The organism is Nitrososphaerota archaeon (assembly GCA_011605775.1).
GTDB lineage: Archaea > Thermoproteota > Nitrososphaeria > Nitrososphaerales > JAAOZN01 > JAAOZN01.
Genome location: JAAOZN010000080.1, coordinates 1 through 12,602 on the forward strand (window position 1 = coordinate 1; position 12,602 = coordinate 12,602).

A 12,602-nucleotide genomic window follows, 5' to 3' on the forward strand; every position below is an offset into this window, starting at 1 on the left:
AGGGCTATGAGTGTGGCAGCTTCTAAAACAAAGGCTATGAGCTCGAGGTAGAAAGGTATGAAGGCGAAGCTTCCAGCCACCAGAAGAACCCCACTCCAAACCTGCAGAAGACCGAACTCAACAAGTGTCCCAGTAGCAGCCCCAAACACAAAGACGATAAGAAGGACTAGGGAGATTGTCTTAGCAGCCTTGAGAAGCAGATCATCCTTTTTACGAATACCAACAAACTCAACTATGAGCAAAGCGACGGAGAAACCTATAACTATAGCTACCGTTATAGCGTGAATGTATATTCCAAGAGCAGAGAGGTTCAGCGCCCAACTCAAGTAATCTGTACTACCCATAAACCAACCCACCTTAAGGCAAGATTAAAGAGCCTTAACATCACAGAAAAGATAACATAACCGCTATAAGTTCTTTACTATTGAAGGGATGGGGTTGGATAGGAAGTCAGCTACTGTTGGGGTGGATGTAGGTGTTTAAGTTTACCTAGCCCAGCCGGCTCCAAGTTAAAGACCACGGTTTTGAGTTTAGTCATTTCATCAATGCTATACCCTATCCCCTCCCTCCCTATGCCCGATTCCTTCCAGCCACCGAACGGGAAGTACCCAACGCCGTGCCTAGGTAGATCATTTATTGTTACCTCACCCACCTCAAGCCCCTTAGCTACTTTCCACATACGGTAGAAGTTCTTTGTGAATACGCAAGCATCTAAACCGTATCTTGACTTACTAGCTAGCGTCAGAGCTTCGTCTTCATTTACGACCTCAATAATGGTAACTACAGGACCAAAAGTTTCCTCCCAGACTATTTTAGCATCTAGAGGCACATCATCTAACACGGTAGGCTGATAGAAGCATCCGTTAAACCCTCCGCCAGCCAATATCTTCGCCCCCTTCTTCACAGCATCCTCAACTAGAGAATGCACCCTCTCAACAGCGCTGCGGTTAATCAAAGGACCTATACGAGTCTCTGGAATCCTAGGATCTCCTACCACCCAATATTTCACTTCATCTAACACAAGCTTGACGAACTCAGAATGAACATCCTTCTGAACGGCAATTACGCTGATCGCGTCACATCTCTGTCCAGAGTTCTTCAATGCGCCTTCAACGCAGCATTTTGCCGCATGTTTTAGGTCTGCGTCATCTAACACTATAGCTAAACCTTTTCCACCGAGCTCGAGGTGTAGATGCTTTAACTGTGCGAGGCTGGCTATCCTCTTCCCCACAGCTGTACTTCCTGTAAAAGATATCATTCCAACCCGCTCGTCTTTGACTAAGTATTCGCCTACAGCCCCTACCCCAGTTATCGTGTTCAAAACACCTTTAGGTAAACCCGCTTCCTCAAGCACTTTTGTGAACAGAAGGAGCGAAATAGGGTCTTCACTCGAGCCCTTAACTACCACGGCGTTGCCTGAAAGTAAGGCTGGTATTATCTTGGCTGAAGCGGTATAGAGAGGATAGTTAAAAATGGTGTGATAGCTCCGACAACACCTATAGGCTCCCTTATAACCAAAGCAAATTTGCCTGAGGTGCCCTCAGACCAGTCTCCAGGTATATATTCGCCATAAATCTTCCTTGCCTCCTCAAGTGTCAAATGTAGCCTCTCTAGCGTAGCTTTGACCTCACCTTTAGCGTCACTCTGCGTCTTTCCAGCCTCCAGCATAAGCATTCTTACAAACTCATCTTTGTGCTCCCACAGAATCTGCTCAGCCCTTCTGAATATTTGTATGCGATCTATCCCCGGTATCTCTCTAATCCTCTCTTTATTTGAATACGCCGAGTCGACCGCTCTTTTTACGTCCTCATTGGTTGCAGCAGGAACCTTAGCGATGCTCTTGCCGTTTATAGGCGTATCCACAGCGAAGAGTTCTCTTGAACTTGACTCAACCCACGAGCCCCCAACGTACATTCTGAAGCAAGGTATACCCTCCGTGTCTTGACACCAGATCCCATCGAAAAAGTTTGAAAGCTTTAAATCAAGGTTTTCTTTGGTCATCCACAATAGAAAAGGGGCTGCTTCGGCAATATTAACCTATATGTGTAAGCTTAAGATAATGGATCGCTTAAGCCTACCCAACAGCAGTCATTACTATAGGCTGATTTATCTGCGAGAGGTGGTTTAGGTCGCCTTAAGTGACTTCACCTTCTCTTTAACAATCTTCGCTTCCTCGCGTGAAAGAGATACGCCGTAGGGTCGCTGCTGCTTCAACCTCCTCAGCGTGGGTTCTGTGAAGACTTCCTCTGCCGCTATAGGCTGCTTGTATTCCACAAGCCCCTCAAGCTCCACAACGTAATCCCAATTATGGCTGATAGCAAAATCGTAACCGCTATCAAAAGGGTGTAGCTTTCCTACATAGATACAAACGCCTTCGCCTACAAGAAGATATTTACCACTCTCTTCGCTCTTCATTACAAAATATATTATGTTGCCTCTGCCTAACTCAGACGGCTTACCCCTCACATAATATTTCTTCCTAACTCTAAATACGCTTTCAAAGAACTCTTTGTTCATAATCTTAAAGACGTAGTCGCTCCCGACTTTTCGCATACACTTTTTAAAGCGGTGGAGTGATTTTAACATTTATTCAAGTTTTTTCGCCGCTGACCACTATCTCTACCGTGGTTGCTATGCATCGTTCGAGTGAGCGGGTTATGTGGCAGTACTCCTTTGCGAGCTCGATGAACCTCTTGACCCTCTCAGCCTCCTCTTCCGGAGCTGAAGCCTCTATCTTAGCCTCCACCTTAGTCATTCTGTAGCCTTCCTCCATCAACTTGACTACGCCCCTAACGTCAACCTTAAACTTCTTTAATGGTAGGTTGAAGCGCTCTTTGAAGTGTAGGAAGGTTGTGAGCAGGCAGCCGCCTACCGCAGATAGGAGCAGTTCATCTGGGCAGAAGCTCCTACCCAATCCCTTAAACACCTTCGGCATATCGAAGCTAAGCCGATGCTGGGCTGTCTTCGCCTCTCCACCAGTCAGCCCATCCCACTCAACCAGAACACCGTATTCATATACTTCAGGCCCTACGGCTTGCATAGAGCGTTGACTTATTTTGTTGAACTTAAAGTTAACTGCAAAACCTTTTTAGATGTACTTTATCAAACGGGCTGTAGTGTATTAAGTTGGGTGAAGCGCCTATCTGCCTTATCGCAGGCTCCAAAAGCGACGCTGAGTATGTGAAGCGGGCTGAAGAGGTCTTAACCAAGCTCGGAATAAAGTATGATGTAGCCTTCCTCTCAGCACACAGGAATCACGAAGAACTTGACATCTACCTCTCAAACTCCAAGGCTGAGGTCTATGTGGCTATAGCGGGGTTAGCAGCCCACCTACCAGGCTACATCGCCTCAAGAACCCTAAAGCCGGTTATCGGAGTTCCGATCAATAAGGCGCTTGGAGGGCTTGACTCACTTCTCTCAATAGTCCAGATGCCTAGAGGTGTTCCTGTCGCTTGTGTCGGCATAGATAACCCAGAGAACGGTGCTTTGCTTGCAGCAGAGATATTAGCTCTGAAGGACCCCGCTTTAGCGGAGAAGATAGCGCTCTACAGAAGGGGGAAGCTGTGATGGCTGCACAAGAGATCCGCTTCATAAAGAGCGGTAAGGTGAAGGACATCTACCAATATGGCGGGGATAAGCTGATGTTCGTCTTCTCAGACAGAGTCTCAGCGTTTGATGTAGTTCTTCCAACGATCATACCGAGGAAGGGTGAGGTGCTCTGCAGATTCAGCGAATTCTGGTTCCAAGTGCTGCCCTACCCAAACCACATGCTTGAAGTGATGCCACCAAACAAGATGATCGTAAAGAAGCTTGAGATGATCCCTTTGGAGTGTGTGGTTAGAGGCTATAACTACGGGAGCTACTATGAGAGGCTGAGCAAGGGGGTGATTAAAGCGGATAAGCCTCTGAGGCTTGCTGAAGAGCTCCCCCAACCAGTCTTCGACCCGACCACAAAATCCGAGACCAAAGATCTGCCTATATCGAAGAGCGAAGCCGTCAAACAAGGCCTATCCACGGCTGAGGAATACGACCTCCTCGAGGAGACTTCGATAAAACTATATGGTGAGATGAGGAGGTGGGCTGATAGGGCTGGCTTCATAATAGCGGATGTTAAGTTCGAGTTCGGGAGGGATGAGGAGGGGCGGATTCTGCTCGCGGACTCGCTGGGGCCTGACGAGTTCAGACTATGGTTGAAGTCAGAGTATAGGGTTGGGGAGGAGCAGAAGAGCTATGATAAGCAGATCGTAAGGGATTGGCTGATCAAAGTTTCATTTAGGTCCAAGTTGGAGGAGGCAAGAAAGGCTGGTTTGCCTCTACCAACACCACCGGAGCTCCCCAAAGAGCTTGTTGAGGAGACTGTGAGAAGATATATTACTGCTTACGAGCTGATATCGGGTAGGCGCCTATAGCGGAGCGTAGTGGTAATATAGTCGGATGTTTATCGATCATCTAAAGCGGTATGAAGCCTAAATCATATGCCGAGGCTGGTGTAGATGTAGCGGAGATAAAGCGTAGACACAAAGATCTAGCAAAGATCTTCTCCTCCACCTTCAGGTTCAGAAGGGGGAAGGTTGGTTCTGTCTACTGCGGGATAGGGCATTATGCTGGGTTGGTCGATCTAGGGGACGGTAGGCTGCTAGCCACACACATCGATGGTGTCGGGACTAAGGTTATCGTAGCACAGATGCTTGGAAGATATGATACGGTAGGCATAGACTGCGTGGCTATGAATGTGAACGACATAATCTGCGTGGGCGCCGAGCCCATAGCCTTCCTCGACTACCTAGCCCTAAAGAAGCCAGATCAGCACCTTGTCCAGCAGATAGCTGAGGGTGTAGCGAAAGGGGCAGCTCTAGCTGGCGTGGCTGTGGTAGGCGGGGAGACCGCTATTCTACCCGATCTCTTAGCGGGTGGCGAAGAAACCTTCGATTTAGCGGGTGCAGCCATAGGTGTAGTTGAAAAGAGTAAGGTCGTGACGGGTGAAAAGATAAAGGATGGTGATGTGGTGATAGGCGTAGGCAGCTCAGGCATACACTCCAACGGACTAACATTAGCGCGCAAGCTCCTCCTAACCAAATATGGTCTAGATGAGGTGGTTGAGCCGCTTGACCGCAGCCTGGGCGAGGAGCTGCTCGAACCCACCCTAATCTACGTCAAACCCGTCCTCGAAATATTAAGGAAGGATATCTATGTTTCTGGTTTGGCGCATATCACAGGAGGAGCCTTCTCTAAACTTACCCGCTTAACCAAGGGTTCAAATCTAGGCTTTACGTTAGATGATTTGCCGGAGCCTCAACCCATCTTCAAGCTGATACAGAAGGAGGGTGACTTGTCTGACGAAGAGATGTATCGCACATTCAACATGGGTGTGGGTTACTGTGTTGTGACGAGCCCAGACTATGTGGAGGATGTTGAGAAGATCTTCAAGAGGCACGGCTTCAAAGCAAAACCAATAGGTAGAGTAGTAAAGGGGAAAGGGGTTGAGGTTAAGGGGGTTCGGATCACCTAGCCACTAAACACCCTCTAGAAGCCTCACTCTCCTAATAACTGAACCATCAGAGATATGTATCAGCCGCTCTACAGTATCGATCTTCTTCTCCATCTCCCTCGCTTCGTCAACCATACAAGCAGCGAACCGCATAACCTCGTGCGAAGCAGACACATAGTGAAGAGCCCTACCAAGCTCCTTGACCGCGTAGCACCCTCGAGTAGATAACTCAGCAACAAGCCTGGACGCCTCATATGCAGCCATCGCCTTAGATGCTGCGTAGGGGTTGTGGTAGCCAGCGTAAGCCAGAGCCTTCTCTTTATCTAAGATGAGTTTCGGAGGCTGCGGTTTAAGACCCTGTTTAAGCGCTTCGATCATCTTATCAACCTCTATCTGAATAGCCCTATACACACCTGTTAGAGCTAGGACCCTTATTATGTCGCTGTTGAATAGGCACATCTCAACCGGGTCGAGAAACTCTTTTTTTGCACCTATCATCGGGTCAGCATCAACTATAATGTAGCCTATACTATTCTCCTCCAGCTTACTCAAGACTTCCTTGGTGGCTGTATTGCTCACTATGCAAGCGGGCACCTTGCTGACACAGAGCATCTCAACACCAGCCATAGGTCCCTCGCCTTGCAGATAAGGTGTTACGAAGATGAGGAGGTGCGGCTTAAGGGCTAAAGCTATCTCTAAAACTTCTCTAGCGTCAGAGGTTTCCATTCTGCAACCTGAATAAACCGATCTGACCACGATATCTTTACGCACAGCCCGCTCGTCAAATAACCCCTCGATCATAGGTGTTATGCCTATCATACCTATCTTAGCAAAGACGATCTTTAGCAAACCAACTACCTTTACGTGCTGACACTATTAGAGCCTTTTCAAAGCTAAAATAGTGCCCTCACTCATTTTTAGAGCCGGCGGAGAGTTTGGTAAAGATACTTGATGGAAAAGAGCGTTCAAAAGAGGTTCGGAGCAGACTCTCTAAAGAGGTTGCTGAGCTGAGGGATTGTGGCGTTGTGCCTACAATAGCCCTAATACACATAGGGGATCTAGGTGGCGCAGCCGGATATGTGAAGCGGAAGGCAGAAGCCTGCAGGAGCATAGGTATAGAGGCTAAGGTGCTCTCCCTACCCGAGCAAACAGATTTCAACACGCTAAAATCGGTTATACAGTCTCTAAACGGGGATCAGAGGGTACACGGCATCCTACTACAGCTCCCCATTCCACAAAACATCGATGAGCAAGAGGCTCTAGATCTGATATCTGCTGAGAAGGATGTAGACGGCTCCTCCTCCTCAAGCCTAGGTCTACTACTCGCCGGTAAAGAGGGCTTCGTCTCAGCAGGCGCTTTAGCAGCGCTAGATCTAGCCAAACTTGCCGGTTTCGACTTCAAGGGGAGTACGGTGCACATCTTAGGTGATAGCGTGATCTTAGGCAGACCATTTGCAGCCATAGCCCTAAACCTCGGCGCCGAAGTTAAGCTCAACCCCAAGGATGTGACCACAGTTCCGAAAGATTTGTGTGATGCAGATCTTCTTCTGGTCGATGTTGCTAAGCCGAAGCTGATTAAAAGCGAGCATATAAAGCAAGGCGCTGTTATAATCGATGCTGGAAACAACTATCTTGATGGTAAGATTGTGGGGGATGTGGACTTTGAAGATGCTTGTAAGAAGGCTTCGGCCATAACCCCTGTGCCGGGCGGGCTTGGACCTATGTTGATTACGATGCTGATGAGCAACTTGATAAAGGCCGCAAAGCGCCTTAGATCAAAACTGTAAGGAGGGTGTCTGAGGTTTGGTTCTTTTCGGGTTAATAGTACCACAAGGCTGGAGAGGCGAATTAAACCACCTTCCAGCCGAGAAAGCTCGTGATACGATTCTTAATATCGTTAGGTGGGCTGAGGAGTGTAAGGTTGAGTCGCTTTGGCTCTATGACCACTTCATCCAACAAAAGCCAAGCAGCCTAGGCCCCTGCTTCGAGGGCTGGTCGCTGCTGAGTTACCTAGCCCCAATCACACATAGGGTGAGGTTGGGTATGCTCGTTCTCTGCAGCTCCTATCGTAACCCAGCGCTGCTCGCTAAGATGGCTGCAACCCTAGATAACATCTCGCAAGGCAGGCTTGAGTTCGGTATAGGTGCTGGATGGTATGAGGAGGAGTATAGGCGCTATGGCTACCCCTATCCAGATGTCTCAACGAGAATCTCCATGCTTGATGAGAGCCTACAGATAATAACTAAGATGTGGTGTGAGGAGAAACCGAGCTTCAAAGGCAAGTACTACGCGATCAAAGAAGCGTACTGCCAACCAAAACCAGTACAGCGCCCGCATCCACCGATAACCGTAGGAGGCAGCGGTAGGCTCACACTTAAAGTCGCTGCTAAATACGCCGACTGGACCAACTACGGTGGAAGCGTAGAGCAAGTCAAAGAGCTACACAACATACTAGAGGGGTGGTGCAGAAGCATAGGTAGGGAAGTTAAGAGCATAAGAAGATCGATCCACTGGCTAGGTGTTCTAGGCAAAACCAAAGAGGAGGCTCAGGAGAAGGCTGGGTTAATGGGGTTGGAGCCAGATCTATGCGGTAGCCCTGAAGACTGGCTTACTAAGATAAACACATACGCCGAACTAGGCTTCGAACGCTTCATAATATTCCTACCAGACGCCTACAATGAGCGGACGCAGAACCTACTTTAAGAAGGAGTCATATCAAAATTAGTGTGAAAGGAAATCTATAAAATCTTTGAAGGTTTTGGACAAACTCATAGCTTTTTCGATATCTATTTCTTTTGCTAACCGCTTGTAGACCTCTGGACTTTTAACATAGTATTTACCCATTCTCTGCATCGCTTTCTTGAGCTCCTCCTCTGGATCTAGTATCTCCTCGGGGCTAGTTAGGGAGAGCCCTGCGAGTATCCACGCCTCTATGCTTCTCTTGACTGGTAGAACACGCGCCCGCATATTCTGCTTTTCTAGCTGCTTGATTCTACTCGCTAGCCGCTCTATGATGGGAGTTCTGTCTATACCTGATCTATGAACATCCTTAAGTACTATGGCTTTTCAAATTTTCCCATATAGATTGTCAGAATGCGGTACGCTTTTTCGGGCTTATTCCCGCGCATAAAAACTATTTTGCACGCTGTGTTGAGTCTCTCTGCGACCCCTCTGATGAAAGCTTGGTCGGTCGGCCCTTCGACTACTATGAGGGTGCCGCTCAAAGCGCGCCGCCGATTATCCCGGAGTACCAGGCTTCGCCTAGGCTGCCGCCTTCCTCGAGAAAGCGCTTTACCTGCTCCATCTCGCTTGTGCTGGTCAGCTTCTCCACCTTGGTTTCTAAATCCTCTTTTCTCACTAGGTAAACTTCCTCTGCTTTAGCGTGATCCAGTAAGTAGGGTGAATGTGTCGTCATAATGATCTGAGATGGGGAGTCTCTAGCCAACTGCATTAAGCTTTCAAGTAGATAAGGGTGTATGCAGTTTTCAGGTTCCTCCAAAACTACTAAGCTGAAACCACCGTATAGAGCGGAGATTATGGCGAGGATACGCAAAGTACCGTCAGAAATATTATGTGGCTTTAGCGGCTCCTCTAAACCTTTAAGTTTAAGCCATATCTCAACATCGGCTCCCTCTATATGTGGTATAATCTCCTCGACTTCTGGAATCATGTTCCGTAACGTTTCTTCGATTCGCCCAAAATCTCTTCGCCTCTCGGTATAGAGGTAAAGAAGATAGCGAGCCAAATTTTTCACCGTGGTACTTCAGAAAAGGTTTTTCTGTAACGCTATTTTTAAGCCGAAGAGCATCTGGAGCAAAAGAGTGAACAGAAATTCTTCTTAAACTAGATGCTAACTCGCGGATTTCGGCTTCTATATTTGCGGGAAGAGCAAGTAATATACTTTTATTTACAACCACTTTGTCATAATAGTAAGCTTCTCCAAGCGAAAAATGTGAACTACCATCTTTAGTGCGTAACACACCAGTACCGCCTTCATAAGAAATGACCAGCTGATCACGTGCAAATATTTGCTCCAAGTACTTCTCCTTGTTAAATTCTAATCCATATGTGTATTTGCGGTATCTAATAAGTGCTCCTAACCCAATATATATGCTCACAGTTGGATCGAAATTGAAAGACAAGTCCCTCAAGCTAGCATAGCCCTCTAAAACAGGCACTCCTTCTCTTGCGTGTTTCGCTAGTAGCCGAAAGATCTTTGCAATGTTGCTTTTCCCGCTAGCGTTCGGCCCTATGAAGATGTTCACCTTCCCAAGTTCTATAGTGACACTCCTGAGGCTCAGAAAGTTTTCGACATGGATGCCTGTAAACATGTTTTGCAACCGTTCGTCTTAATTGATTTTTAAGTATAAAAACTTACTAGGGTAGTTCACATCACATCCGGAGGTTTGAATAGAATTTTTGTAACTTATTAGTAGAGGTATGCTTTAAGGGGGCGCTGAGCCGCTTTCAAAACAAACTTCATGACATCCTCTAAATCATTAAACTTAAGCCACTTTTCTTTTTCACCAGCCACAAGAAGCCCGGTCTTCTCGTCTCTGATGGCATCACAGACGTTGACTGTAAACCCTTCTGTTGACTTAGATAGGAAGATGAAGCCGCCTTCGCTGAACTCGCCGAGCGAACCCTTGATTCTGATCCCGGCGTCGAAGTCTAGGTGTGTGAGCGCCTCTCTAACTTCTTTGAATGATCTCAGCTTCTTCTCCCTATAGCCCTCCATCACTCAGCCTAATGTTATTGACCATTAAAGTATTTACCCGACCTAAGCGTAGAAATGCTCAGATAGTTTGCCGCTTAAAGTCTACAACACGTATAGCCGCAGAGTGGAGGTCTTCACACCTATTACCGAAGGTTTGGTTAAGATGTTCGTCTGCGGACCAACGGTCTATGATTACCTCCACTTGGGGCACGCTAGAACCTACATATTCTATGATGTAGTAGCCAGATACCTAAGATACTTAGGGTATAGGGTCAACTTTATCATCAACATAACAGATATCGATGATAAGATATTTGAGAAGGCTAAGAGAGAGGGAAGGTCTGCGAGCGAAATAGCCTCCAAATACAAGGAGGCTTGCATAGAAGACTTAAAAAGCATAGGTGTTGAAACCGTAACCCTATTCGCGCAAGCATCAGCCTACCTACCTCAGATGATTCAGCAGATACAAACTCTGCTGGAGAAGGGCTACGCCTATAAGACAAGCCGCAATATCTACTTTGATACATCAAAGTTCCCTGCCTTCGGTGCATTATCGCATCAGAGTAGGGCTGAGCTCTCCCTACGCAGAATCGATTTGGATCCTGAGAAAAAGAATCCTACGGACTTCATCCTATGGCGAAATGTTGATGAAGATGAGGAGGGTTTCGATAGCCCGTTTGGCTGGGGTAGACCTGGTTGGCATATAGAGGATACGGCCATCTCCATAACACACTTCAGTAACTCATACGATGTGCACGGCGGTGCTGTTGAGCTCATATATCCGCACCACGAAGCTGAAATAGCTCAAGCTGAAGCGTATACAGGTCACAAACCATTCGTAAAATATTGGGTGCACACAGGTCTACTAAAGCTAGGTGGGGAGAAGATGGCGAAGTCTTCGGGGAACTACATAACGATAAGAGATGCTCTGGAGAAGTGGAACCCAAATCTACTCAGGCTCTACTTCCTCTCAACGAAATACAGGAGGAGCATGATCTTCGATGAGGAGAAGATGATGAAGCTCAAAAGTAAGCTCAGAGCCGTCGAGAAACTCTGGGACAGTTGCCAAAGATTATCTTCAACAGATGGGCAAGGTAATTTGAGCCCTAAGATCAGAGCCCTAAAGCAGCGTTTCACCGCACACATGAACGAGGATTTCAACACACCAGCAGCAATCCAAGCCCTCTATGAAGTGGCAGAGCTTATCAACACATCAACAGCAATGCAAGCAGAGGGTATACTGAAGAATTCTTATCAAACCATAGCAGGCATCCTTGCTGTCCTCGGTTTATTCTCAGTGAAACACAATTGGAGCATCTAGCATTAGATAGAAACGAACTGCTATTCTTCTCTTTATGGTCAAGGCAGAAGGTAAGTAAGCGTCTTACCCTCCTTTACAACCCTAATCTCTCTGATGATTTCTTATTCAACCACGCACGCTTAACTGCCCCACAAGAAACCTTAGGCTACAAGGATCTAAGATATGTGAAGAAATTCTATTCTCGCCTCGGGATAAAGCCAACGCTAATCTTAAACTCTAAACCCGATAGCGGCCAAAAGCATCTGCTCAGCAGAGAAGGGTTTGAAGCGATAGAGCAGCTCATCACCATGAGCACACCAACCTATATCTCCTCAGCCTTAAAACCAAACTTGAAGATTACAGTTTGCGGCGAAGACGATCTGGCAGAGTGGGTTAAGGTCTTCGTCGAAGCATTCTCAACCCCCTCGTGGCTAGAGGAGTTAAAGAGGATTGCGGAAGAGATGGTGAAGCATCCTAGCTGCACCCTTTATCTTGCACGCTACAAAGGCACCGCTGTAGGTGTGGCTGTGAGATACAGTGTAGAGGGGGTTAGTGGATTATACTGCTTGGGCACAACACCTAAGCTTAGAAATAGAGGTGTTGGGAGCGCCCTAGTAGCCCACGTTATTAATGAAGCGCATCGTTCAGGTGATAGGATAATATGCCTTCAGACCTTGGCGAATGAGCATTTAACAAAGTTCTATGCGCGATTAGGTTTTAGGCGCCGCTACTCTAAAACCATCTATAGCAGCGAAGCAATCGTCTAACCTTTTATCCCACCTAAACGGTAGATAAACTTGGTAGCAGCTATGGTCTTAGAAGAAATCGAGGAGCTAAAGAAGTATACCTTCGATCTAGGACCTATTAGACCCCCATCTGAAGGTGGGAGCGCATCACTTTTGATAAGGGTTACTGCGAACTGTCCTTGGAACCTGTGCACCTTCTGCGACTCATACAAAGGTAGACGATTCGTGTATAGAAGCGTGGAGGATGTTAAGAAGGATATAGACTCAGCCAAAGCAATCGCAGACCTACTAAAAATACTCTCAGATAAACTCGGTGGGCTGGACTGGCTTGCTAGGCTTATCGACCCCATC

Annotated in this window: 18 protein-coding genes; 8 read left to right on the top strand and 10 right to left on the bottom strand. The window is 47.2% G+C overall.

Annotation, left to right across the window (positions count from 1 at the left end; translation table 11 throughout):
- The 5 genes from HA494_07015 to HA494_07035 all read right to left on the bottom strand — a co-directional run.
- Positions 1-344 (bottom strand): cytochrome ubiquinol oxidase subunit I (locus HA494_07015; protein ID NHV97517.1); only part of this gene is annotated, 344 nt, incomplete at its 3' end.
- Positions 345-454: 110 nt separating this feature from the next.
- Positions 455-1,525 (bottom strand): aldehyde dehydrogenase, encoded by a 1,071-nt coding sequence (locus tag HA494_07020; GenBank protein NHV97518.1) that lies wholly within the window; start codon positions 1,523-1,525, stop codon positions 455-457.
- Positions 1,435-2,001: an aldehyde dehydrogenase family protein gene (locus HA494_07025; GenBank protein NHV97519.1), complete on the bottom strand. Its 567-nt coding sequence runs from the start codon at positions 1,999-2,001 to the stop codon at positions 1,435-1,437. The genes HA494_07020 and HA494_07025 overlap by 91 nt, the downstream gene beginning before the upstream one ends.
- Before the next feature lie 123 nt (positions 2,002-2,124).
- Positions 2,125-2,553, bottom strand: coding sequence for a hypothetical protein (locus HA494_07030; protein NHV97520.1), 429 nt, complete (start codon positions 2,551-2,553; stop codon positions 2,125-2,127).
- A gap of 37 nt (positions 2,554-2,590) precedes the next feature.
- A complete protein-coding gene (locus tag HA494_07035) occupies positions 2,591-3,040 on the bottom strand; it encodes an OsmC family protein (protein NHV97521.1) in 450 nt (149 codons plus the stop codon).
- 101 nt (positions 3,041-3,141) lie between these two features.
- On the opposite strand from HA494_07035, the gene purE reads away from it, so the two are divergent.
- The 3 genes from purE to HA494_07050 are packed head-to-tail and all read left to right on the top strand — an operon-like array spanning position 3,142 to position 5,509.
- Positions 3,142-3,567, top strand: coding sequence for a 5-(carboxyamino)imidazole ribonucleotide mutase (gene purE, locus HA494_07040; protein ID NHV97522.1), 426 nt, complete (start codon positions 3,142-3,144; stop codon positions 3,565-3,567).
- Between the two features lie 14 nt (positions 3,568-3,581).
- On the top strand, positions 3,582-4,409 hold the full coding sequence (purC, locus tag HA494_07045; GenBank protein NHV97523.1) for a phosphoribosylaminoimidazolesuccinocarboxamide synthase: 828 nt from the start codon (positions 3,582-3,584) through the stop codon (positions 4,407-4,409).
- Positions 4,410-4,459: 50 nt separating this feature from the next.
- Complete coding sequence (locus tag HA494_07050; protein ID NHV97524.1) at positions 4,460-5,509, top strand: phosphoribosylformylglycinamidine cyclo-ligase; 1,050 nt, start codon at positions 4,460-4,462, stop codon at positions 5,507-5,509.
- 3 nt (positions 5,510-5,512) lie between these two features.
- On the opposite strand, the gene HA494_07055 is transcribed toward HA494_07050, so the two are convergent.
- On the bottom strand, positions 5,513-6,337 hold the full coding sequence (locus HA494_07055; protein NHV97525.1) for a methylenetetrahydromethanopterin dehydrogenase: 825 nt from the start codon (positions 6,335-6,337) through the stop codon (positions 5,513-5,515).
- A gap of 86 nt (positions 6,338-6,423) precedes the next feature.
- Between HA494_07055 and HA494_07060 the strand changes: the two genes are divergently transcribed.
- The gene (locus HA494_07060) at positions 6,424-7,275 is read left to right on the top strand and encodes a bifunctional methylenetetrahydrofolate dehydrogenase/methenyltetrahydrofolate cyclohydrolase (protein NHV97526.1); all 852 of its coding nucleotides are present in this window, start codon (positions 6,424-6,426) and stop codon (positions 7,273-7,275) included.
- 16 nt (positions 7,276-7,291) lie between these two features.
- On the top strand, positions 7,292-8,191 hold the full coding sequence (locus HA494_07065) for a TIGR03560 family F420-dependent LLM class oxidoreductase (GenBank protein ID NHV97527.1): 900 nt from the start codon (positions 7,292-7,294) through the stop codon (positions 8,189-8,191).
- An 18-nt stretch (positions 8,192-8,209) separates the two neighbouring features.
- Here HA494_07065 and HA494_07070 read toward each other — a convergent pair whose 3' ends face one another.
- From HA494_07070 to HA494_07085, 4 genes are all read right to left on the bottom strand, one after another.
- Entirely contained in the window at positions 8,210-8,455 is a 246-nt protein-coding gene (locus HA494_07070) for a DUF4276 family protein (protein NHV97528.1), read from the bottom strand.
- 253 nt (positions 8,456-8,708) lie between these two features.
- A complete protein-coding gene (locus HA494_07075; GenBank protein NHV97529.1) occupies positions 8,709-9,158 on the bottom strand; it encodes an ATP-binding protein in 450 nt (149 codons plus the stop codon).
- Entirely contained in the window at positions 9,106-9,819 is a 714-nt protein-coding gene (locus HA494_07080; protein NHV97530.1) for an AAA family ATPase, read from the bottom strand. The genes HA494_07075 and HA494_07080 overlap by 53 nt, the downstream gene beginning before the upstream one ends.
- A gap of 98 nt (positions 9,820-9,917) precedes the next feature.
- A complete protein-coding gene (locus HA494_07085; GenBank protein ID NHV97531.1) occupies positions 9,918-10,226 on the bottom strand; it encodes a hypothetical protein in 309 nt (102 codons plus the stop codon).
- 67 nt (positions 10,227-10,293) lie between these two features.
- Between HA494_07085 and HA494_07090 the strand changes: the two genes are divergently transcribed.
- The 3 genes from HA494_07090 to HA494_07100 all read left to right on the top strand — a co-directional run.
- Positions 10,294-11,526 (top strand): cysteine--tRNA ligase, encoded by a 1,233-nt coding sequence (locus tag HA494_07090; protein NHV97532.1) that lies wholly within the window; start codon positions 10,294-10,296, stop codon positions 11,524-11,526.
- Entirely contained in the window at positions 11,514-12,272 is a 759-nt protein-coding gene (locus HA494_07095; protein NHV97533.1) for a GNAT family N-acetyltransferase, read from the top strand. Before HA494_07090 ends, HA494_07095 begins: the two co-directional genes overlap by 13 nt.
- A 42-nt stretch (positions 12,273-12,314) precedes the next feature.
- Positions 12,315-12,602, top strand: a 288-nt coding sequence (locus HA494_07100) for a hypothetical protein (protein NHV97534.1), incomplete at its 3' end; no start/stop codon positions are given.